The 20,331-nt window shown below is 69.9% G+C and carries 20 protein-coding genes and 2 pseudogenes; 10 read left to right on the top strand and 12 right to left on the bottom strand.

Going from position 1 to position 20,331, the window contains the following annotated elements; genetic code table 11:
* A partial coding sequence (locus tag ACZ6SA_RS48260; RefSeq protein WP_465836136.1) for a hypothetical protein occupies positions 1–517 on the bottom strand: 517 nt, incomplete at its 3' end.
* A gap of 723 nt (positions 518–1,240) precedes the next feature.
* On the opposite strand from ACZ6SA_RS48260, the pseudogene ACZ6SA_RS48255 reads away from it, so the two are divergent.
* A pseudogene (locus ACZ6SA_RS48255) lies at positions 1,241–1,351 on the top strand (zinc-binding dehydrogenase); the annotation flags it as partial.
* A gap of 10 nt (positions 1,352–1,361) precedes the next feature.
* Here ACZ6SA_RS48255 and ACZ6SA_RS48250 read toward each other — a convergent pair.
* Both ACZ6SA_RS48250 and ACZ6SA_RS48245 read right to left on the bottom strand, forming a co-directional pair.
* The gene (locus ACZ6SA_RS48250) at positions 1,362–1,805 is read right to left on the bottom strand and encodes a nitroreductase family deazaflavin-dependent oxidoreductase (protein ID WP_347648539.1); all 444 of its coding nucleotides are present in this window, start codon (positions 1,803–1,805) and stop codon (positions 1,362–1,364) included.
* 172 nt (positions 1,806–1,977) lie between these two features.
* A complete protein-coding gene (locus tag ACZ6SA_RS48245; protein ID WP_347648538.1) occupies positions 1,978–2,739 on the bottom strand; it encodes an SDR family oxidoreductase in 762 nt (253 codons plus the stop codon).
* A gap of 142 nt (positions 2,740–2,881) precedes the next feature.
* Here ACZ6SA_RS48245 and ACZ6SA_RS48240 point away from each other — a divergent pair, with 142 nt between their 5' ends.
* Positions 2,882–6,145: an AfsR/SARP family transcriptional regulator gene (locus ACZ6SA_RS48240; RefSeq protein ID WP_465836133.1), complete on the top strand. Its 3,264-nt coding sequence runs from the start codon at positions 2,882–2,884 to the stop codon at positions 6,143–6,145.
* 233 nt (positions 6,146–6,378) lie between these two features.
* On the opposite strand, the pseudogene ACZ6SA_RS48235 reads toward ACZ6SA_RS48240, so the two are convergent.
* The 5 genes and pseudogenes from ACZ6SA_RS48235 to ACZ6SA_RS48215 all read right to left on the bottom strand — a co-directional run.
* A pseudogene (locus ACZ6SA_RS48235) lies at positions 6,379–6,483 on the bottom strand (substrate-binding domain-containing protein); the annotation flags it as partial.
* Positions 6,484–6,558: 75 nt separating this feature from the next.
* Positions 6,559–6,864, bottom strand: a complete 306-nt coding sequence (locus ACZ6SA_RS48230; RefSeq protein WP_465836140.1) for a hypothetical protein — start codon at positions 6,862–6,864, stop codon at positions 6,559–6,561.
* Between the two features lie 16 nt (positions 6,865–6,880).
* Positions 6,881–7,639, bottom strand: a complete 759-nt coding sequence (locus ACZ6SA_RS48225) for a response regulator transcription factor (protein ID WP_347648536.1) — start codon at positions 7,637–7,639, stop codon at positions 6,881–6,883.
* Complete coding sequence (locus ACZ6SA_RS48220; protein WP_347648535.1) at positions 7,632–8,156, bottom strand: RNA polymerase sigma factor; 525 nt, start codon at positions 8,154–8,156, stop codon at positions 7,632–7,634. The genes ACZ6SA_RS48225 and ACZ6SA_RS48220 overlap by 8 nt, the downstream gene beginning before the upstream one ends.
* A gap of 36 nt (positions 8,157–8,192) precedes the next feature.
* Positions 8,193–8,408 carry a hypothetical protein gene (locus ACZ6SA_RS48215; RefSeq protein WP_347648534.1) on the bottom strand — a complete coding sequence of 72 codons (216 nt, stop codon included), beginning with the start codon at positions 8,406–8,408 and terminating at the stop codon, positions 8,193–8,195.
* A 204-nt stretch (positions 8,409–8,612) separates the two neighbouring features.
* Here ACZ6SA_RS48215 and ACZ6SA_RS48210 point away from each other — a divergent pair, with 204 nt between their 5' ends.
* Positions 8,613–8,765: a hypothetical protein gene (locus ACZ6SA_RS48210; RefSeq protein WP_465836130.1), complete on the top strand. Its 153-nt coding sequence runs from the start codon at positions 8,613–8,615 to the stop codon at positions 8,763–8,765.
* 548 nt (positions 8,766–9,313) lie between these two features.
* On the opposite strand, the gene ACZ6SA_RS48205 is transcribed toward ACZ6SA_RS48210, so the two are convergent.
* The gene (locus tag ACZ6SA_RS48205) at positions 9,314–9,655 is read right to left on the bottom strand and encodes an HIT family protein (protein WP_465836128.1); all 342 of its coding nucleotides are present in this window, start codon (positions 9,653–9,655) and stop codon (positions 9,314–9,316) included.
* Complete coding sequence (locus ACZ6SA_RS48200; protein WP_465836126.1) at positions 9,655–9,795, bottom strand: hypothetical protein; 141 nt, start codon at positions 9,793–9,795, stop codon at positions 9,655–9,657. Before ACZ6SA_RS48200 ends, ACZ6SA_RS48205 begins: the two co-directional genes overlap by 1 nt.
* A 109-nt stretch (positions 9,796–9,904) precedes the next feature.
* On the opposite strand from ACZ6SA_RS48200, the gene ACZ6SA_RS48195 reads away from it, so the two are divergent.
* Together ACZ6SA_RS48195 and ACZ6SA_RS48190 are read left to right on the top strand one after the other, a co-directional pair.
* A complete protein-coding gene (locus ACZ6SA_RS48195) occupies positions 9,905–10,465 on the top strand; it encodes a PadR family transcriptional regulator (RefSeq protein ID WP_465836124.1) in 561 nt (186 codons plus the stop codon).
* A gap of 11 nt (positions 10,466–10,476) precedes the next feature.
* A complete protein-coding gene (locus tag ACZ6SA_RS48190) occupies positions 10,477–11,196 on the top strand; it encodes a VOC family protein (protein WP_347648531.1) in 720 nt (239 codons plus the stop codon).
* A 308-nt stretch (positions 11,197–11,504) separates the two neighbouring features.
* On the opposite strand, the gene ACZ6SA_RS48185 is transcribed toward ACZ6SA_RS48190, so the two are convergent.
* Positions 11,505–12,023, bottom strand: a complete 519-nt coding sequence (locus ACZ6SA_RS48185; protein WP_465836122.1) for a helix-turn-helix domain-containing protein — start codon at positions 12,021–12,023, stop codon at positions 11,505–11,507.
* 201 nt (positions 12,024–12,224) lie between these two features.
* On the opposite strand from ACZ6SA_RS48185, the gene ACZ6SA_RS48180 reads away from it, so the two are divergent.
* On the top strand, positions 12,225–12,749 hold the full coding sequence (locus tag ACZ6SA_RS48180) for a pyridoxamine 5'-phosphate oxidase family protein (protein ID WP_465836120.1): 525 nt from the start codon (positions 12,225–12,227) through the stop codon (positions 12,747–12,749).
* A 170-nt stretch (positions 12,750–12,919) separates the two neighbouring features.
* Complete coding sequence (locus ACZ6SA_RS48175) at positions 12,920–15,361, top strand: excinuclease ABC subunit UvrA (RefSeq protein WP_465836117.1); 2,442 nt, start codon at positions 12,920–12,922, stop codon at positions 15,359–15,361.
* 132 nt (positions 15,362–15,493) lie between these two features.
* Here the strand turns inward: ACZ6SA_RS48175 and ACZ6SA_RS48170 are convergent, their stop codons facing one another.
* Positions 15,494–16,285: a tyrosine-type recombinase/integrase gene (locus ACZ6SA_RS48170; protein WP_465836115.1), complete on the bottom strand. Its 792-nt coding sequence runs from the start codon at positions 16,283–16,285 to the stop codon at positions 15,494–15,496.
* A 295-nt stretch (positions 16,286–16,580) separates the two neighbouring features.
* Between ACZ6SA_RS48170 and ACZ6SA_RS48165 the strand changes: the two genes are divergently transcribed.
* From ACZ6SA_RS48165 to ACZ6SA_RS48155, 3 genes are all read left to right on the top strand, one after another.
* Entirely contained in the window at positions 16,581–17,750 is a 1,170-nt protein-coding gene (locus ACZ6SA_RS48165) for an NAD(P)/FAD-dependent oxidoreductase (RefSeq protein WP_465836113.1), read from the top strand.
* Entirely contained in the window at positions 17,702–18,640 is a 939-nt protein-coding gene (sigJ, locus tag ACZ6SA_RS48160; protein WP_347648526.1) for an RNA polymerase sigma factor SigJ, read from the top strand. The genes ACZ6SA_RS48165 and sigJ overlap by 49 nt, the downstream gene beginning before the upstream one ends.
* Positions 18,641–18,797: 157 nt before the next feature.
* A complete protein-coding gene (locus tag ACZ6SA_RS48155) occupies positions 18,798–20,273 on the top strand; it encodes an FAD-dependent monooxygenase (RefSeq protein WP_465836110.1) in 1,476 nt (491 codons plus the stop codon).
* Positions 20,274–20,331 lie beyond the last annotated feature (58 nt).

The following is a 20,331-nucleotide window of genomic DNA, read 5'->3' as shown; positions in this document are numbered from 1 at the left end:
GACACCGAGATCGAAGCGGAGCGGGCCCCCCAACGTGACCGCCTGGTGCCGCCGGGCCGTCGCCGAGTACCTCGCGCCCGCCCCCGACCCGGTCGGATCGGAAGCCAGCGCCCAATGTCGCTGCGGCGGGGTAGATGCGGCCGACGTAGCACCCGCCCTCCTTCACCGCGAGCTGGAGGTGCGTGAAGGTGGACCGAGGCAGGTGCTTCGCGCCCCACTTGCAGATGCTCTGGCCGCTCTGCAGGTCACCGCACGCGGCCTCGATCAACCCTTGCGCGTCACGCCCATAGGACTGCATCAAGCGGTTGAGTGTGCGGGTGACGCTCTTCGGGAAGTAGATCGTGCAGTTTCCGAAGACGGAGCAGCGGACCGGGTAGCGTGCGGTGGTCGCGGTCGCGGTCGCGGCACCGGCCTGCGCGGCCGTGCTGAGCGCGACCGCCGATGTTTCCTGGGCGGCGGCCGGGCCTTGCGCCGTGACCATGAGGCCGCCCGCGAGTGCTGCCCCGGCTCCTGCCATAACGATTTTCCTGGTCCAGGCAGTGGAGTTTGTTGCCATGTTCCAGCGGCGGGCCTGTATTTGACGGCCTCACCCGGCCCGTCCCCCGCTGTGGGTGATTCGCTTGCTGGCTCGACATGCTGTCAGCGCGTCGCTGATTGTTCTGTGCATGAATAAGGATTCGGTGTGTGGAAAAATCCGCAACGGATGTTGATGGATGTGAGCTCCCCGGCGGACGGGGCCGTGCCCGCGGAGCCACCGCGCGATCATTCGGAGTTTGCGAAGACAACAAAAGACCATGCGGTGGCCGCGAGCCACAGCGTAGACCCTGACGGCTGGACGGTCATCTTCAACGAGCTGCCCGGATCGCCGGCCGGTTCGGCCGTGTCGAACCACGTCTGCCCCAGCTCGCACATCAATCCACAGACCCGCTCGACCCCGCCCCAGCCGTGCCCGAGCGGTGGGTTACGGCCGCCGCTGCACCTCCTTCTCCGTTGCCGAGAACACCTACGTCGGGTGGGGACGCGGCTATGTCACTCCTCGCGCGGCCGTCTCAGCGTGGATGGACAGCAAGATCCACCGCGACCACGTCCTCAGCCCCGCCTTCAGGGTGCTGTACACCGGGGCCGCCTGGGGAAGCGCGGATCCGGCCGCTGGATCCGCGCTTCCCCGGCTCTGACGTACGTTCAGATGTTCGGTTCCCGCGCCTGACGCCGTGGCCCGTGCGATCCGGCGGCAGCGACGATCGCCGAGCTGGTGGAGGCGGGAAAGCTGGGCGTCGAGGTCGGCACTGTCCTGCCGTTCGAGCAGGCGGCCCAGGCACATGAGCTCGGCGAGACCAACCGCACCGCCGGAAAGATCGTGCTCACTGCCTCGGTCGGATGTGCTCCAGGACGACCACGGGGATCTGCCTGCGGCTCCTGGCCTCGTAGGTGTGGTAGACCGGCGCGAGCGCGGTCATCATGCGCCAGAGCCGCTCCCGTTCCGGCCCCTCAGCGGTACGCGCGCGGGCGGTGAAACGCTCGCCGAGGATCTGCACGCCGACCTCCGGGTTGGCCATGATGTTGAGATACCACGCGGGATGCGTCTGCGTGACGGCTGAGCCGGACGCGACCAGGATGTAGCGGCCGTCGTCCTCCCCGAAGAACAGCCCCGTGCGCAGCCACCGGCCCGACTTCCTGCCCTTGACGGTGAGGACGAGGTTGGTCATCCCTCCTTCCAGGTAACCGTCACGGCCGTCCGTGGCCAGGTAGCGGCGGACATGTTCGGCGACCGAGCGGTCGGGGCTGTCGGCGGCGTCGTCCCACATCACCGGTCTCCCGCCGTAATACCCTGGGCGAACCCCGTATCGGCCGCGAGCTCACGCCCTGATGCCGTGCTGCCGACGGCACTCCTCGACGTCATGGATCTGACCTTTCGGTACTCGTTCATGGGCCGCTGTCCCGCACATGGGCGGGGCAGCGGTGGAAGCGGGGCCTGCCTCAGTGCGCGCTGCTGAGGCCCTGGGCGAACCCTCCGTCGACGGGGAACTCGGCGTTGGTGGTGAAGGTCGCGTCGGCGGCCAGGAAGAGCGCGGCCGCCGCGACCTCCTCGACGGTGCCGTTGCGCTTGAGCGGAGTGGTCTCGCTGCCCTGCCGCTCGAACTCGCGGCGTTCCTCCTCGGTCAGCCCGGCGACACCCATGGTCGGGGTCGTGATGTAGCCGGGGGCCACGGCGTTGACGCGGATCCTGCGAGGCAGGAACTCGGCCGCGAGGACGTGGGAGATCGCCCGTACCGCCTCTTTGGAGCCGGAGTAGGCGCTCAGGCCGGGGAAGATCAGATCGTTGGCGACGGTGGTGAAGACGATCGCCCCGCCCTCGTTGATCAGCGGCGACAGGCTCTGCACCGTGAAGAAGGCGCCCTTGGCGTTCACGGCGAAGTGCCGGTCCCAGGAGCCCTCGGTGACCTCCTCGAGCGTCTGGACCTCGGCGATGCCGTGGTTGACGAACAGGTAGTCGATCCGGCCGAGCCTGTCCCGCACGGTGCCGGTGAGGGCTCGGATGTCGGCCATGCTCGCCGCGTCGGAGCGTACGACGTGCGCGGGGTGCGGCTTCAGCCCGGTACGTGCCTCCTCGATCTTCGTCTCATTGCGGCCCGTGAGGACGACCTCGGCCCCGCCGTCCAGAAGCGCTTCGACGATGGCCAGGCCCATTCCGTGGGTACCGCCCGTGACGACAGCCTTCTTACCTGCGAACTTGCTCATCGTTGACTCCTACAAGATGTGGTGCGCCGGCTCCCGGCCGGTGCACCACAGACAGTGCGGGCCTGGGCTCGCGGTTTTCTGTCGGTCTGCTTGCGGTGCGCTGACACGCCGGCGGACGACCGCGTGGCCGTACGGTGAATGCATGCGTTTCGGGGTGTTGGGTCCGCTGGCCGTCTGGTCGGCGGACGGTGATGCCGTGGTGGTGCCGGAGACGAAGGTGCGCTCACTGCTCGCTGCTCTGCTGACGGCCCCGGGGCAGGTGGTCTCCGCCGATCGGCTCGTGGACGAACTGTGGGGCGAGGCGCCGCCGGCGAACCCAACGGGTGCTCTGCAGACCCTGGTGTCGCGGTTGCGGCGGGTGCTCGGCCGTGCCGGGGGTCAGGGCCTGCTGGTGCACCGGGCCCTCGGCTACGTCCTCGACGTGGCGGACGACGCCGTGGACGCGGGCCGGTTCACCGCACTCACCACACGGGCCCGTACCGCCACGGACCCCCGCGAACGCGCCGAACTGCTCACCGCGGCTCTGGCGTTGTGGCGCGGCCCCGCCTTCGCCGACTTCGCCGACGAGGAGTTCGCGCGCCCGGCCGTCACGCGCTTGGAGGAGCAGCGCCTGCTGGCCCTGGAGGAACAGGCCGAGGCCCGCCTCGAACTGGGCGAGCACGGTCTTCTCGCCGGGGAGCTCGGCGACCTGACCCGCCGCCACCCGCTCCGGGAGCGGCTGCGCGCGGCCCATATGCGAGCCCTGTACGGCGCGGGCCGGGCGAGCGAGGCCCTTGACAGCTACCAGGACCTACGCCGCCGCCTGAAGGACGAACTGGGCCTCGATCCGGGTACCGAACTGGCCGCCCTGCACCAGGAGATCCTGCGGCAGGACCCGACCCTGCGGGCCGTCCCGGCACCCATGTCCGGGCCGCGCCGCCACACCAACCTGCCTGTCCCGGCCACCGCCCTGGTCGGGCGGGAGGACTGTGTGCCAGAGATTCGCGCCCTGGTCGCGGCGGGCCGCCTGGTGACGTTGACCGGGCCCGGCGGAGTCGGCAAGACGCGGCTGGCGGTAGAGGTGGCGTCCGCCCTGACCGGTTCGCACCCGGACGGTGTCTGGCTGGTGGAGTTGGCCGCCCCTACCTTCTCCACCGAGTCCGGCGCCACCACGGGTGACGAACTGGCCGAGGTCGTGGCCGCGACGCTGGGGGTCCGGGACGACGCCGGCCGCTCCGGCCCGGTGCCGCGCACGCTGCTCGACCGATTGTCCGACGCGCTCCGCACCCAGCGCCTGCTGCTGGTCCTCGACAACTGCGAGCACGTCATCGAGGCCGCCGCCGGCCTGGCCCAGGCGCTGCTGCGGGACGCCCCGGACGTACGAATCCTCGCCACGAGCCAGGAACCGCTGAGCATCTCGGGCGAGCAGGTCTGGCCGGTGCCCCCGCTCGATCCGCCCCCGGACTCGGGTGATCAGGCGGTACTGCGCGCGTCGAGCGCGGTGCGGTTGTTCGTCGACCGCGCCGCGGCGGCCTCGCCCGGTTTCGCCCTCACCGACGGCAACGCCCGCGCGATCGCCTCCATCTGCCGCCGGCTCGACGGCATTCCGCTGGCCCTGGAGCTGGCGTCGACCCGGGTCCGCGTCCTCGGGGTGCGTGAGCTGGCCAAGCGTCTGGACGACCGGTTCCGCCTGCTCACCGGCGGCCGTCGGGGCGCCCCCGCACGGCAGCGGACCTTGCGCGCGATGATCGATTGGAGCTGGGAACTGCTCACCGCGGCCGAGCAGGCGGTGCTGCGCCGGCTCGCCGTCCACTCCGACGGCTGCACGCTGGAGGCCGCCGAGGCCGTCTGCGCCGGTGCCGGTGTGAAGCCCGCCGAGGTCCTGGACCTGCTGACCCGTCTGGTCGACCGTTCTCTTGTGCTGGTCTCCCACGATGCGGACGGCACCCGGTACCGGCTGCTCGAGTCGGTGTCGGCGTACCTCCTGGAGCGGCTGCGGGAATCCGAGCATGAGCGGGTACGGCGCGCTCACGCGTCCTACTACGTGGCGTTCGCCGAACGGACGGATCCCTTCCTGCGCGGCGCCGAGCAGCAGCGCCGGCTGCGGCTTCTGGACGCCGAGACCGCCAACATCCGCAGCGCGCTCGACAGCGCCGCCGCGGACGGCGACGGCCACCTGATGCGCCGGCTCGTCCACGCGATGGCCTGGTACTGGTTCCTGCGCGGCCGTCTCAGCGAGGCCAGGCGCTACCTCGCCATGGCCCTCGCCCTGCCCGGCGATGCCTCCGGCGGCGGTGGGGGAGAGGCGGACCCTGCGGCCGGCCGGGTACCGGACCGGTCGGGCACCGTGGCCTGGCACACCGGGATGAGCCTGCTGTCCGGCGCCCCGGACGGACCGGCACGCCGCAGTCAGGCCGTCCTCGACGTGTACGACGGCATCCGCGACCCCCATGAACGGGTCAGGGCGGGCTGGCTGCTCGCTTACGCGGTCACCAGGTTCGGCGACTCCGCGGTGGGCACGGAACTGCTGAACCGGATGCTCACCGAGTCCCGTGCGCTCGACGATCGCTGGGCCCTCGCCGCGGGGCTCAGCACCCGAGGCATGCAGACGTACGTCTGCGGCGATCTGCGTGCTTCCCGGCGCGACGGCGAGGAGAGTCTCGAGCTCTTCCACGAGGCCGGTGACCGATGGGGGCAACTGCAGGCCACGGCCGTGCTGGGACGGCTGGCGGAGATCGAGGGCGACTACCCGCGGGCCGCCCGGCTACACCGGGAGGGGGCGCGGATGGCGGAGGAGCTCGGGCTGTGGACCGACGCCTCGATGCGCTGGTCCGAGCTCGGCAGGATCACCCTGCTGACCGGCGACCACGCCGGGGCCGAGGAATTCCACGAGCGGGCCAGGCTCCTCGCCATTGAGCAGGCAGACCAACCGGCCGAGGAGTACGCCGAGCTCGGGCTCGCCCTGGGGGCGCGCCGGCAGGGCAGGCTCGACCGCGCGGAGTCGTATCTGCGCCGGTGGCTGGAGTGGAACCGGCAGTTCGACGCGGAGTACGGGGCGGCGCTGATCCTGGCCGAGCTCGGCTTCGTCGCGGAGCTGCGCGGGGAGGCGAAGACGGCACTGGAGCTGCATCGGGAAGGGCTGGCCGCGGCCCGGAACACCGGCGATCCGAGGGCGATCGCCCTGGCCTTTGAGGGGCTCGCCGGGGCGTGGGCACTCGCCGGTCACCCCCTGCGGGCCACCCGCCTGCTCGGTGTGGCCTCCGCGGCCCGAGCCTCGGTGGACGCGCCGCTGCCCGCTGCCGAACGCGGTGACGTGGACCGGATCGCCGCCGCGCTACGCGCGGCACTCGGAGAAGCGGGCTTCGAAGCCGAGTTCGAGCTGGGCGCCGCCCTGCACCCGGACGACGCGGAACTGCTCGACACGTGACGGGATACGCCGGGACGCGCGCCCGGTCGGCACATGGACGGCTGGACGTGAGCACGCAGCGCTCCGGGCTGACCCGTGGTGATCAGACACGTCGGGCTCTCTTCGAGGTCCAGCCTCACTGACTCGGCTCGCGCACGTTCAGCTCGAAATCCACCGTGATGCGCGGCCCGCGTCCACCGGGCTTGCCAGCGATCTGCTCGTGGAGCCGTCGCGACGGCATCGGAAGCCGGCGCCTACCCGTCAGCGGAGACCGAGGTCAGCGGGGGCGTCGCGAAGCGTGCCCTCGCGACATCGTCGAAGCCCGCCACCGCGACCTCCTCCGGCGCCCGCATCCCGCGGGAGCGCGTCCAGCCGGCGCGGCGAAGGAGCCATCGGCCGGGTCAGGACCGCGGTGATCTGCTCACCAGCCGTGATCAGGCGGTCGAGGCGGGGCGCGCGGCCTGGTAGATGGTGGTGAGCCAGATGTAAAGCAGTGTCTCCACGACGTCGGATGCCGGCACCGCGGGCTCGTCGCCGGTCAAGGTCGCATAGAACACCGAGTCGTTCATGGCGTTCAGCGCGATGGCGAGATCGCGGGCGCGCGGTCCGGGCGGCGCGGTGCCGCGGGCACGCTCGGCCTCAATGGCCAACGTGGTCCTGGTGATCCATATCTCCTTCATGTCGGACCGCCAGCGACGGACCTCCGCGCTGGTGCGCCCGGCCTCGACGGCGGCGGCCAGGGCCCGGCCGCGTCTGTCAGGAGCCGAGCCGGTGTCTCCTGTCCTGCAGGGCGGTGCGCAGCTTGATCTTCTCCGCGATGAGCGCCTGGAGCTCAGTGACCTCCTGGACGGTGAAGCCGGTGGCCGCCGCGATCTGCGGGGTGGACAAGTTGTCGGCCAGGTGCCGGAGCACTGTGGCCTCCAGTTCGGTGAACAGGCTGATCGCGGGAACCGGCGCGGTCCGCGCCGTGCCCGGCGGCGGCAGCGACGCCATGATCGCCGCGGCGATGGGATAGCCGCCGCGCAGCACCTCGCGCAGCGTCGCCACCAGCTCGTCCACGCTGAACGGCTTGGTCAGGAACCCCACCGCGCCGGCGGCCAGCCCGCGCAGCAGGTCCGCCCGCTCGTCCTTCGCGGTGACGCAAACCACTCGCGTCGAGGGGTGCTCCCTGGCGATGATCTCGGTAGCGACCCATCCGTCCATCCCGGGCAACATGAGATCCATCGTCACCAGGTCAGGACGCGTCCGCCGCACCGCGGCCACCGCCTCCCCGCCCTCGATCGCGACGCCCACGACCTCGAACCCGGACCTGGCCAGGATGAGGGCGAGGGCCTCCGACATGGAGGGGTCGTCCTCGACCACGAGCACGGTCGGCCGCGGCCTGGCGATCTCCTGTAGGCCCGCCTCGGTGTCCACCGCCTGCTCGACCGCCGACCTGGCCCGCCGCTGCGACTCGGCGAGCAGCCGGTCAAGTCGGCGCCCGTCGAGTGAGCGCCGGGGGTTCACCTCAGCCATCCTCGCCTCCCATGCCAGCCAGTGCGATCCGGAGCGTCGCGCGGGCCTTGAAGAGATTGACGCGTACGGCCGGCGGACTCTTGTCGAGCAGCTCGGCGATCTCGGCCGGAGTGTACCCGTCGATCGTCCACGCCATGATCTCCCGCTGGACGGGCGGAAGGTGCCGGATCGCCGCGAAGATCGCGCGCTCCTGATCCTGGAACTCGACCCGCAGCAACTCCTGGTCCCCGGGCGAGACGGTGTCCGTCCCCGCCTCGCCGAGCTCGCTTTCCCTGACACCCTGTCCCTTCTTGAAGTAGGCATTCCTGATCGCGACCCGCACGTAGGCCCGGGGCTTGCCGATCTCCGGCCAGCGCGGAAAGGCCTTGGCGCACGCCTCCTGCGCCAAGTCGAACGCCTCGTGCCAGCGCGCGCCCAGCCGGTGCGCGAACAGCAGCAGGTCGGGGAACTCCCGGCGGTACCACTGCGCGAACTCGGTGCCGTCGTCTTCGGCTGGAGGCCGGGGAGGCGGCGTCACGGTGGTCTGCTCCTGCCTTGCGAGGTGTCGTCCACATCATCCATCACCGGCCTCCGCCAGGGCCGCCGATTCGGCGGAACCAACGTGGACGCGTACGCCGTCCGCCCGGTCGACGTACACGCTGCCCCTCGGCAGGCGCGCGATGACCTCAGCTAGCCTTCGCTGCCTGTACCGTTCGCGTACCCAGGTCGTGACCAGCGCCAGCAGGCTGCCCGCCACGCTCGCCAACATCCCGGCGACCATCAGGCTCATGGCTGTCCCCTTTCTCGACAGTCCCGAATTCCTCGGCTGTGAAGAAGGAGCCGATGGACGCCCGAGCGTTAACCCGTCCCGCCGGTCGACGGAAGTTGTTCGCCGACGTGCGCGACGGGCAGCCTGCTGGCGCTGGACACCACCACCAGCGGCCAACCCGTCTTCCACGTCTTCGCCGCGCTCGCCGAGTTCATCCGCGAGCTTGTGGAAGGCACCCACGAAAGCCTGGCCGCCGCCCGGTCCCGCAATCAGCACCTGGGCCACCAGGTGCTGATGGTCGGCGATTCCAAGCTGATCTCCTACGACTCCCACGAGCGCCTCTGGAATCCACCCATGCCCCTGCTGGGCCGTTCATGAGACGGCTGGACCGTCTGATCATCGAGATCAGGCGGGATCTTGTCGTTTCAGGGGTTTCCGAATGAGGTTCGTCTCGGTTTGGGAGCCGCGGAGCAAATGCCCGTCTGGCACATCGTCGATCCGCCGCCACGCGACACTGAATGTCTCACTCGCCGCCTCCTCCGCTAATTTGCCGACCTGCGCGGCTGACCGCGTACGCGTACACGCTCGAATAGCAAGAGCTGTATAGGGCGGTGAACCGGTCCCTAGGATCAGGTTCGGTCATGCGTCCCTCCTTCCTCTAGATGCGCCATCACCAGGGAAGTGAGCGAACCGCGCCCGTTCTTACAGCCCGAGGGGAATGGGTGTTTCCTGCCCCGTGTCTCCCGCATCTTGTACTCACTCCCACCCCGGAGGAGCGAGGGTGATCGTTCGCTTCTCCGGGGTGGGGCAGCGCCGCAGTTCTCCTCGACGCCGGGTACGGGTTGTCGGGGTCGAGGTGGCGGTAGATGGTGGCGCGGCTGACGCCGAGCCGGTCGGCGAAGATGCGAATGGGGATCGAGCACTACCTAGCCGGGATGGCTCTGCCGTACATCGGATAGCGCCTGACTGAGCTTCGTGGAGATCACGTCCATCTCATCGGGAGTCAAGACGTTGGGATGGTCGCCGCCCATGAGCCCGAACACCCGAGGGCCGCGAAGGTCGGCGCCCAGATCCGAGGCCCGCGGGACGATGTGGAAGTGGACGTGGCTGAAGCCCTCCATCTCGGCGAACTGCATCACGTAGGTCTTCTCGCACCTGGTGACGTCCCGCAGCGCGCGCGAGAGCAGTACCTGCCACGAGCCAAGGTCACGCATCTCAGCATCTGTTAGATCAGCGATGGAACCGACATGACGGCGCGGGATCAGCACTAACCACCCAGGTAGGGCGGATCGAGCGCCTGATGGCCGGCCGGACGGTGGTGATGGTGGCCCACCGGATGCGGACGGTCCAGCGCGCCGATCGCATCGCCTTTTGGGACGGTGGCCGGGTCGTCGAGGAGGGTGATCACGAGGAGCTGGTACGCCGCGGCGGCCGCTATGCCGAATTCCTCCGCGTGGGTGCGGTAAGCTCCCGGTAGCAGCTAGCCAAATTTGGCTAGCGAAGCTCGGGAGGGTTCGATGAAGCCGGTACGGCTGCTGGTCCTGGGCGCGCTGCGCAGGCGCGGGCGCGCCCACGGCTACCAGATCCGCGCGGATCTCGAGTCGTGGGGCGCGCACGAGTGGTCGACCGCCACCTCGGGCTCGGTCTATCACGCGCTCAAGAGCATGGCCCGTCAGGGCCTGCTGGTGACGCACGAGACGGTCACCTCTGAGGCCGGGGGGCCGCCGCGGATCGAGTACGAGCTGACCCAGGAGGGCGAACGGGAATACCTCGACCTGCTGGGTCAGGCGCTGGCCGACCGCGAGCCGAGCCTGGACGTGCTGGGCGCCGCTGTCGGCCTCATCGAGGACCTTCCCCGGGAGCGGGCCCTGGAGTTGCTGCGCGAGCGGGCCCGCGCTATGCGCGAGTGGCGCGCGAGCATCACCGCGTACCTGCCCGAGGGCACGGATCTGGCGACCTGGGGCCCGGTGGGCGAGGTGCTGTCCCTGTGGCTGGGCACCGCCGACGCCGGCGCCCAGTGGACCGACCGACTGATCCGCCGCCTGGAAGAGGGCGCGTTCACCATGGCCGGCGAATAGGAGTTTTCCCGATGGCCGACGAGATCGCCATACCGCTGCTTCCCTGCCGCTCCATCGACGAGATGGTCGACTTCTACACGATGCTCGGTTTCCGCCGGATCTACTACCAGGCCCGGCCGAACCCGTACGTGTTGCTCAAGCGCGAGGATCTCCAGCTGGGCTTCTTCGGCATGCCGGAGGCGTTCAAACCCGAAGACTCCTACGGGACCTGCGTGATCGTCGTGCCGGACACCGGAGAGCTGTTCGAGGCGTTCGCCGCAGGCATGCGCGCGGCGCACGGGAAGCTCCTGATCTCCGGCATCCCCCGGATGACCCGGCCGCGCAGGCGGAAGAACGACGGCAACCACTCCGGCTTCGCTGTCATCGACCCCGGCGGCAACTGGATCCGCTTCATGGCCGCCCGCCCCCTGCCGGAGAAGGAGGAGACCACGAGCAGGCTCACCGCCTCGCTGAACCGGGCGGTCGTGATGGGCGACTCCCACGGCAAGCACGAGCGGGCGGCCGAGATCCTGGACGGCGCCCTGGAGCGGGACAAGGACACCGCGTCGGCGGCCGAGCTGCTGGAGGCGCTGGCCTACCGGGCCGAGCTCGCCGTCCGCGCCAAGGACCACGCCGCCGCCGGGCACGCCCTGGCCCGGGCGCGCGCCCTCACCCTGACCGAGGCAGAACGCGAGCAGCTCGCCCAGCCCTTGGCGGCCATCGACGACCTCGAGGCCGTGCTAGGCCTCTGACCGGGTACGGCGCTTGCGCGGGGCCGCCGAGCGGGGCGGCTGCGCGCGCATGTGGTCGCGCACGCGGGTCATGATGTCGCCGAGGCAGCGCACGTCCTCCTTAAGGACTGCTCCGTAGGCCGGGGTCTGTGCTCAGCTCGGCTGGCCCGTGTTCGGGCAGGCCGTGTTTCACAGGGTGAGGCAGTGGAGGCTACGGCGACGTTGGCGTTGTCATAGCCCGTACAACTCGCAGTTGCGCGGGCCATGGTGTCCCGCCCTGGTCACATTCATGCGAGCGCGCGTCATCACCGGCGCGGAAGGCGGGTTGGTTAGCTGGTACTGGCTCGCCTGAGCAGGGCCTTGATTGTCCGGTTGTCGTCACTGGACAGGCTCTCGCGATGGGTCTTGCGCAGTGTGTGCAGGTGCCGTGCGCACCGCTTCCAGGTCTTCATGGCTTGAAAGGAGACATTTTTCGCACGTAGAAGCTCGCGCAGGCCCTCATGGCTGATGTCCTCGACCACCCCCTCGGCGACCAGGAAATCGGCCAGCTTGGCCCGGCTCCACCGGGAGAACGGCAACCCGCGCTCGGCAGGACGAGACTTGGCGATCTTCTTGATATCCACACGCTCCCGGGAGCGTGAACACCGGCTTCCGGCCGCCCTTGTACTTGGGGAGAGCGAGTCGAATCCATCGGCGTTGAAGTTGTAAATCACATCACGGACCCGGTCTTCGCTGGTGAAGGCCACTTTGGTGATCTGCCTGATGGTCATGCCCTGAGCCGACAGCAGCACCATCTGCGCTCGCCGCCAGGTCACCTCCGAGCCAGTGCCGCGCCGTACGATGCGCACCAGGCCGGTTTCCCTCATTGTCATCGATCTCGCGTGCACGAACAAGCCCAGGCGAAGGACGCTGGCCCGGCGGCTCGGCGGCGTCCTCAGGACGGATGAAAAAACATGACACAAGACGTCGGGTTTTAGATCGAGCATGGGTTCACCGGTCGGCACCGACGTGGGTGTGGACCGACGCATCACGGATAGACAAGGATCTCCATGCGCGAAACGCCCGAGGAGCTCGAGGAGCTCCAGGCCCTCCTCGAAGCCTCCCTTTCCCGCTCCACCTCGCACCTCCGCTCGATCGTCACCGAGAACACGCTGACCGCGGAGCAGGTCACCCGGATCTTGACCGGCATGTGCACCCTCGCCCTGTCCACCGTGACGGCGAAGGGAGAGCCGCGGATCAGCGGTGTGGACGGGCACTTCCTGCACGGGAAGTGGTGCTTCGGCACGGCGCGCGGCGCCGCCAAGGCACGCCACCTCGCCGCCCGCCCCGCCGTCAGCGCCGCGCACATGCGCGGCGAGGACCTGGGCGTCTTCACGCACGGCACGGTGGAGATCCTCAACCCGCGGCACGGCGAGCCGGCCGCAGACTGGCCGGACGTCCTCGCCCACCTCAAGGACTTCTACGGTGACGACTCCTTCGACTGGGACAACGACGTGGTCTACTACCGGCTGCATCCGCACTGGATGACCGTCTACGCCCCCGACATCGACAAGCTCACCACGCCCACCGCGTAGTGGCGTGATCGATTCATTCGGCATGGGCGGGCCGTCCGCCCGCCCATGTTCTGCTGTGTCGCGAGAGGGGTGGAGGAAGGTTGACCGCGTTTGTACGGGATGTCGTGAGCATGGGCTGTGAGGCCATCGAGGTGGTGGGGGCAGGTACCAACAATCTACGAAACGTGTCGGTGAGCATCCCCAAGGGGCGGCTCACCGCCTTCACCGGGGTGAGCGGCAGCGGCAAGACCTCGCTGGCCATCGACACCCTGCACAACGAGGCCCAGCTGCGCTACTTGGAGGGGCTTTCGCCGTTCGTGCGGCAGTACATCACCCAGCGCAATCGGCCGAAGGTCGACCGCATCCTGGGACTCGGCGCGACGCTCGCGGTCGATCAGCGCCGCCTGAACCGCAATCCTCGGTCCACGGTCGCGACGATCACCGGCATCGACGGGCATCTGGGGCTGCTGTACTCGCGCCTGCCGGGGATCGGCGCGGACCCGGCGGCGGAAAGCGGGGACGGGCATCTGACGACCGCTCATTTCGACCGCAACACGCCGGAAGGGAGCTGTGCGGACTGCCACGGGGTGGGAGGGCACTGGCAGGCGCAGGAGGACCTGGTCATCACCCATCCGGAGCTTCCGCTCTTCGAGGGGGCCTCGCCCTGGTACGCCAAGTGGCGGTCGGGGGAGCACGCGTTCGTACCGGCGCTCGCCGAGAAGCGCGGCGTGGACCTCGGCCGGCCGTGGCGGTCGCTGCCGGAGGAGTTCCGCCACTGCGTGCTGTACGGCACGGGTGAGGAGAAGGTCGAGGCGACCGTCGACATGTCGAACAAGAACGAGACGGTCTCGGTGACCTACACCTCGAGCCAGCCGCTTCGGGGCGCGCTCGCCGAGGTGGAGCGGGTGTTCGTGAACGCCCAGACCTCCAGCGCCAAGCAGCGCTACCTGCCGTACATGCGTAAGCTGCCGTGCGGCACCTGCGGCGGCAGCGGGTACGACCAGGTGGCCCGGTCCGTGCGGCTCGGCGGGCTGACCTATCCCGACCTGCTCGAGGTGGACGTACGGGATGTGCGCAGCTGGGCGGAACGTGTGGCCGGCGGCCTGGACGCCCGGCAGCGCGAGGTGGGTGAGCCGCTGCTCCAGGACCTGGGCCGCCGGCTCGGGATCATCAACCGGCTCGGCCTGGCCCATCTCCAGTTGTCCCGGAGGGCGGCGACGTTGTCCGGGGGCGAGTTGCAGCGGACCCGGCTCGCCGCGCAGCTCAGCACCGAGCTGAGCGGCATAGTCTTCGTCCTGGACGAGCCCGGGACGGGGCTGCATCCGGCGGACAAGGCGCACCTGCTCGACATCGCCCTGGAGCTACGTGGGGCCGGCAACACGGTGCTCCTGGTCGAGCACGACCCCGAACTGATCGCCCGGGCCGACTGGGTGATCGACATGGGCCCCGGCGCGGGCCGCCTCGGCGGTGAGATCCTGGTGTCGGGCCCTCCCTCCGACGCGGCCGCCCACCCGATGTCGCTGACCGGACGCTATCTGGCCGGTGAGGGGCCGCGGCTGCGCCGGACCCGCCGTCCGATCGGGGGTGACACCGGATGGGTGGAGCTGCACGGCCTGCGCGCGCACAACGTGACCGCGGATCTGGTACGTTTCCCCGCCGGTCGGCTCACCTGCCTGACCGGGGTAAGCGGCAGCGGCAAGAGCAGCCTGCTCGGCGCGCTCGCGGCGAGCGTGGCGGCCGCCCTGAACGGGACGACGACAGACACGGTGCGACAGGTCACCGGTCCGGAGGGGTTCGACTGGGTCGCCGTCGTCGACCAGGAACCACTCGGGCGCACGCCACGGTCCAATCCGGCCACCTACAGCAAGGCCTTCGACATCGTCCGCAAGCTGTTCGCCGAGACCGGCCTGGCGCGCGGACGCGGGGTCAACGCCTCCTGGTTCAGCTTCAACACCGCGGGCGGCGGCCGCTGCGAAACCTGCACCGGTTATGGCCGCAAGCTGGTCGACATGCACTTCCTGCCCGATGTGTGGGTGGTCTGCGACGCGTGCGAGGGCCGGCGCTACAAGCCGGAGGCCTTGGAGATCAGATATCAGGGGCTGGCCATCGATCAGGTGCTGGACCTGACCGTCGCCGAGGCGGTGGAGCGGTTCTCCGAACCCCGGCAGCTCGCGGAAACCCTGGCAGCCCTGAACCAGGTCGGGCTTGGTTATCTCCAGCTCGGCCAGAGCGCCACGGAGTTGTCCGGCGGCGAGGCGCAGCGGTTGAAGCTGGCGTCCGCGATCCAGCGCGGCGCCGCGTCCCGCAAGGCCGGCCTCGTCGTTCTCGACGAACCCGTCTCGGGCCTGCACCCGTCCGACGTCCAGCAGGTGGTGGACGCGCTCGACGTGTTGCTCGACTCGGGCAACACGGTCGTCGTGGCCGAACATGACATCCCCGTCGCCGCGTCCGCGGACTGGGTGATCGACCTGGGGCCGGGATCCGGACCGGACGGGGGCGCGGTGGTCGCGGCGGGTACCCCGGACGCCGTCGCGACGGCGGACACCCCGACCGCCGGCTTCTTCCGGCGGTACGCGGCGGGCCTGCCGCTCCTGGAAGTCGGTGACGACCAGCCGAGGGTGACCAGGTGCTGAAGGTCGTGGTGGATGGTCCGGCCCTCCCGCTGGGCCTGCACGATCAGCGCCGTCATAGGCCCACCGCTCGGGTTGATGCCACCAGAGGAAAAGCAACTCTCCGTAATCAATTCATGGGGCGTTTGACGCAGTTCAGCGGCTTTTGCGGCGGGCGGCCGGGTCGGCTTCGGCGGTGAGGCGGGCGGAGGTCTCCTCGCCGAGGCGGACGTAGCGGCCGAGGCTGGCCAGGTGCTGGTGGCGCGACTTGGCCTGGAGTTCGGGCGCGCTGCGGCCGGCCTCGGCCAGGTGCTGCAGGGCGCTGTGGCGCAGTTGGAGGAGCGTCCAGCCTTTCTGGTGCGGGCCGAGCTTGGCGCTGGCCTGCTTGAACAGGTATTCGGCGCGCGGGTAGGACAGTCGGCCGCGTCCGGTGGCCGGGCAGATGTCGGCGGCCGCGGGCGCCCGGGAGCCGGAGGCGGGGGCGCGTCGGTCGGCCAGGAAGAGCGGGCCGGCGGTGCGGCCTTTGAGCAGGCGGGGCAGGAGCCGGGCGGTGCCGGTGCCCCAGTGCACGTACTCGATCGCGCCGCCCACGGAGACCACGCGGGCGCGGCGGAACTCCAGGTCCAGATCCTCGATGTTCAAGGTGAGGATCTCCTCGGCGCGGGCGGCCGTCTCATACAGCATCCGCCACAGCAGGCGCTCGCGCAGGGCGCTCTTGGGGTCGGTGAACAGGGCCTCCAGTCGCGTGCGCGGGATGGCGCGGTCGCCGCGGCGGGCGCTCTTGCGGCGCTGCAGGCGGCGGGCAGGGTTGGCGGCCAGCAGTTCCTGGCGCTGGGCCCAGGCGGTGAAGGAGACCAGCGCGGACAGGTGCCGGTTCCAGGTAGCGGCCGGCGCGGGTAGTGGCGGCCTGCACCTGGTCGAGGAAGCGGCCGACCGCGGCCGCGACACTCTGCCCGCCTGCCGGAGCATCGGCGCTCGGCGCGAGGAAGGAGACGACCGTCACTGCAGCTCCTGCACGTCGATGTGACACGTCATGTGGCCGAGTCGCGTCCCGGCCGGCTCGCCGCGAGCTGGGCGTGGTCCCGGCCGCGAGGGTCAGTGTGACAGATAATAGATAGTCTGTGTCACAGTCTGGGATGGGCCGAAGGCTCTGCCGCGAGCACGTGTTCCGCGCCTATGCGTGGAGTGACGCACGTCACGTCGCCTCCGGTCACGTCGCTGCGGTCCCCGGTGTCTTGAGGGCGTGACTGTACACAACACTTCACACAAGATCGTGGTCATCGGCGGCGGATACGCGGGAACAGTCGCGGCCAACCACCTCCAGTTGCGCGACGACGTCGACATCACCCTGGTCAACTCCCGCCCGACGTTCGTCGAACGGATCCGGCTGCACCAGTTCGTCGCCGGCGATTACGACCCCTCGGTCGACTACGGCACCCTGCTTGGCGACGGCATCAAGCTGGTGGTCGACAACGCCACCCGTATCGACACCGCCTCCCGCACGGTGGGGCTGGCGTCGGGCGCTGCGCTGGACTACGACTACGTCATCTACGCGGTCGGCAGCACCGGCGCAGTCCCCTCCTCCGTGCCGGGCGCGGCCGAATTCGCCTACTCCATCGCCGAGCTCGAATTTGCCCAGCGGCTGCGCGCCAGGCTGGCGGAGCTGCCGGCCGAGGCCGCGATCACCGTGGTCGGCGGCGGGCTGACCGGCATCGAGACCGCCGCGGAGCTCGCCGAACAAGGGCGCAAGGTCACTCTGGTCGAAGGGAGAACCCTGGCCCCCACCCTCAGCGCTCCTGGCCGCCGATCCGTCGCGACGTGGCTGTCCGAGAACGGTGTCACGGTGCTGGAGGGCAGCGCGGTGGCTGAGGTCCGGCGGGACGCGGTCGTCCTCACCGATGGAGCGGTACGGCAGAGCGCCCTCACCATCTGGACGGCGGGCTTCGGCGTGCCGGGCTTGGCGGCGGCCAGCGGGTTGCGCGTGGACGAGCTGGGTCGGCTGCTCACGGACGAAACGCTGGTCAGCGTCGATGACGACCGTATTGTCGCGGCGGGTGACGCCGGTTCACCGTCGGGGCAGCCGCTGCGGATGAGCTGCCAGGCCGCGATACCGCTCGGAGTGCAGGCCGCCGACGCCGTGCTGAGCCGCATCGCGGGAACCGCGCCGGCGGTGATCGATCAGGGTTTCAAGGGGGTGTGCATCAGCCTGGGCAGGCATGCCGGTATAAAGCAGCTCGTCCGCGCGGACGACACTCCCTTGGACACCTACTTCGACGGGCAGGAGGGCGCGCAGATGAAGGAGGAGCAGTGCCGCCAGACGATGATGGGCATCGGCATGGAAGGCCGCAACCCGGGCACCATCGTGTGGTCCAAGCCGGGACCGCGGCTCGCGCAGGTGGCGGCCGCCCGCTGACCACCGACGAGCATGCCGAGCGGTTCACCGTACTGCGGCCACTGCTGTTCACGATCGTCTACGAGATCCTCGGTTCGGCGACAGAATCCGACGACGTGCTGCAGGACAGCTATCTGCGGTGGGCCAAGGTGGATCTCGCGGCGGTGCGCGACACCAAGTCGTATCTGGCGCGGCTGGTGACCCGTCAGGCGCTCAACGCCCTGCGGGCGAGTAAGCGCCGCCGCGAGGAGTACGTCGGCTCCTGGCTGCCCGAGCCGCTGCTGCTCAGCGAGGACGACGCGTCGGCCGATGTGGTGCTCGCCGAGTCGGTGTCGATGGCGATGCTGGTGCTGCTCGAAACGCTCACCCCCGACGAGCGCGCGGTGTTCGTGCTGCGCGAGGTGTTCGAGTTCGACTACGACGCTATCGCCGCAGTGGTGGACAGATCCGTGGTGACGGTGCGCCAGATGGCGCACCGCGCCCGCGGGCACGTACAGGCGCGGCGCAGGCGTTTCGACCCCGTCGACGCCGGGACGTGCACGCGGATCACCGAGCAGTTCATGTCCGCGGCGGCGACCGGTGACATGGGAGAGCTACTCTCGCTGCTCGCGCCGGACGCCACGTATACCGCCGACAGCGGCGGCAAGGTCACCGCGACGCGCCAGCCGGTGGTGGGCGCGGAGAAAGTGGCCGCGCTCGTCATGGAACTGGTCCGCCCGGGGCGGTTGCCTGAATTGCGTATCGAGATCGTCAACTGCAACAACGCGCCCGCGATGGCCGCCTACAGCGGCGACCACCTGGAGGGTGTCGTCCTGGCCGATGTCGTCGACGGGAAGATCACCCACCTCTACTCCATCCGCAACCCGGACAAACTCCTCGCACTGACGGTTCCGCGTCAGATCAGCCGGTAGGAGTCGGCAGCCGCAGCGCAGTAAGTCGCGATCGCGCATGTCTGGCGCGAGCGAAGGTGCCGCCGCAGAAGCGGGGCGGCAGGCGATCGACGAACGCCTCTCCGTCTCCTCTGCGCGTGTTGACCCATTCGACTGAAAGATGACCAAGGAGTTGACCATGACCGATACCCAGGTAGTGATCGCCGGAGCAGGGCCGACCGGGCTGATGCTCGCGTGCGAGCTGGGGCTCGCAGGGATCGATGTGCTCGTCCTCGAGCGGGCCGCGGAGCCTCGAACGGTGGAATCGCGGGCCGGAGCCCTGCACATCCGCACGATGGAGGTGCTCGACCAGCGGGGTCTGCTCGACGGGTTCCTCGAGCGCGGACGGCCGCGACAGGAGGTGCATTTCTCCGGACTCGGTCTCGACCTATCCGATATGGCGACGCGATATCCGTACGCTCTGCTCATCTTGCAGGCCGAGGTGGAACGGCTGCTGGAGGAGCGCGCGGCGCAGTTGGGGGTACGGCTGAGCCGCGACGCCGAGGTGACGGGGTTCAGCCAGGACGAGACGGGCGCCACGGTGGAGCTCGCGGACGGGTCGCGCGTCCGGGCGGACTACCTTGTCGGCTGCGACGGGGGCCGCAGCACGGTGCGCGCGCTCGCCGGCATCGCCTTCCCCGGCACGCCGGCCACGATGACCGCGATGCTCGGCGACGTCGAGCTCGCCGAGCCGCCCGCCGCCGACATCTTCCAGGAGGGACGCGAGCACGGCAGATTCTCGGTGCTGTCCTACGGTCCGGACTGGTACCGGGTGCTGACCAACGAGTTCGATCACGTGGCTGGCCGGGACGAACCGGTGACCCTGGAGACCCTCCGCAAGACCCTGCTCAAGATCGCCGGGACGGATTACGGGATGCACTCGCCGCGCTGGCTCTCCCGGCACGGCGACGCGGCACGCCAGGCCGACCGCTACCGCGAAGGCCGCGTCCTCCTGGCCGGCGACGCCGCGCACATCCACTTCCCGGCAGGCGGGCAGGGCCTGAACACCGGCGTGCAGGACGCGGTCAACCTCGGCTGGAAGCTCGCCGCCGTCGTCCGCGGCCAGGCCCCGGCCCTGTTGCTCGACACCTACCAGGCAGAACGCCACCCGGTCGCCGCCCGCGTCCTGCAGAACACCCGCGCCCAGACCGCCCTCTGGCGGGTGGACGATCACACCTCCGCTCTGCGCGAGGTGCTGGGTGATCTCATCGGCATCGACGAGGTACGGCTGCGCCTGGCCGGGATGATCACGGCGACCGACATCAGGTATCCGATGGCGGGGACGGACGACCTCCTCGGCATGCGGATGCCGGATCTCGACCTCGAACACGGTCGCGTCTACGAACTGCTGCACCGCGCTCGCGCGGTTCTGCTGGATCTCGGCGGTCTCCCGCCGCTCGACGCCGTCGTGATCGGCTGGGCGGACCGAGTCGATCTCGTCCGCGCCCATCCTGCGAAGGGCTCCGACCTCGGCGCGGACGCCGTACTCATCCGTCCCGACGGACACGTCGCCTGGGTCACCCGCGCCGGCGAGCAGCCAGACCTTGACGCTCTCCGGACCGCCCTCACGACGTGGCTCGGCCCAGCTGGTCCTCACGGTGCGCACGATGGGTAGCCGCAGAAGATCCCGGTCGGCGGCCGCGTCCGCATCATCAGCCGGCTGGGCACAAGCC

This window comes from Nonomuraea sp. NPDC049378 (assembly GCF_055586745.1).
Note: the sequence above shows the minus strand (reverse complement) of the source record. Positions and strands in the feature narration are given on the sequence as shown.

Excerpts from the sequence above, each read along its gene's own strand:
- ACZ6SA_RS48180 (WP_465836120.1), top strand. The coding sequence starts at position 12,225 with ATGCGCGAAACGCCCGAGGAGCTCGAGGAGCTCCAGGCCCTCCTCGAA.
- ACZ6SA_RS48225 (WP_347648536.1), bottom strand. The coding sequence starts at position 7,639 with ATGGCTGAGGTGAACCCCCGGCGCTCACTCGACGGGCGCCGACTTGAC.
- ACZ6SA_RS48215 (WP_347648534.1), bottom strand. The coding sequence starts at position 8,408 with ATGAGCCTGATGGTCGCCGGGATGTTGGCGAGCGTGGCGGGCAGCCTG.
- ACZ6SA_RS48240 (WP_465836133.1), top strand. The coding sequence starts at position 2,882 with ATGCGTTTCGGGGTGTTGGGTCCGCTGGCCGTCTGGTCGGCGGACGGT.
- ACZ6SA_RS48250 (WP_347648539.1), bottom strand. The coding sequence starts at position 1,805 with ATGTGGGACGACGCCGCCGACAGCCCCGACCGCTCGGTCGCCGAACAT.
- ACZ6SA_RS48190 (WP_347648531.1), top strand. The coding sequence starts at position 10,477 with ATGGCCGACGAGATCGCCATACCGCTGCTTCCCTGCCGCTCCATCGAC.
- ACZ6SA_RS48245 (WP_347648538.1), bottom strand. The coding sequence starts at position 2,739 with ATGAGCAAGTTCGCAGGTAAGAAGGCTGTCGTCACGGGCGGTACCCAC.
- ACZ6SA_RS48195 (WP_465836124.1), top strand. The coding sequence starts at position 9,905 with ATGAAGCCGGTACGGCTGCTGGTCCTGGGCGCGCTGCGCAGGCGCGGG.
- ACZ6SA_RS48155 (WP_465836110.1), top strand. The coding sequence starts at position 18,798 with ATGACCGATACCCAGGTAGTGATCGCCGGAGCAGGGCCGACCGGGCTG.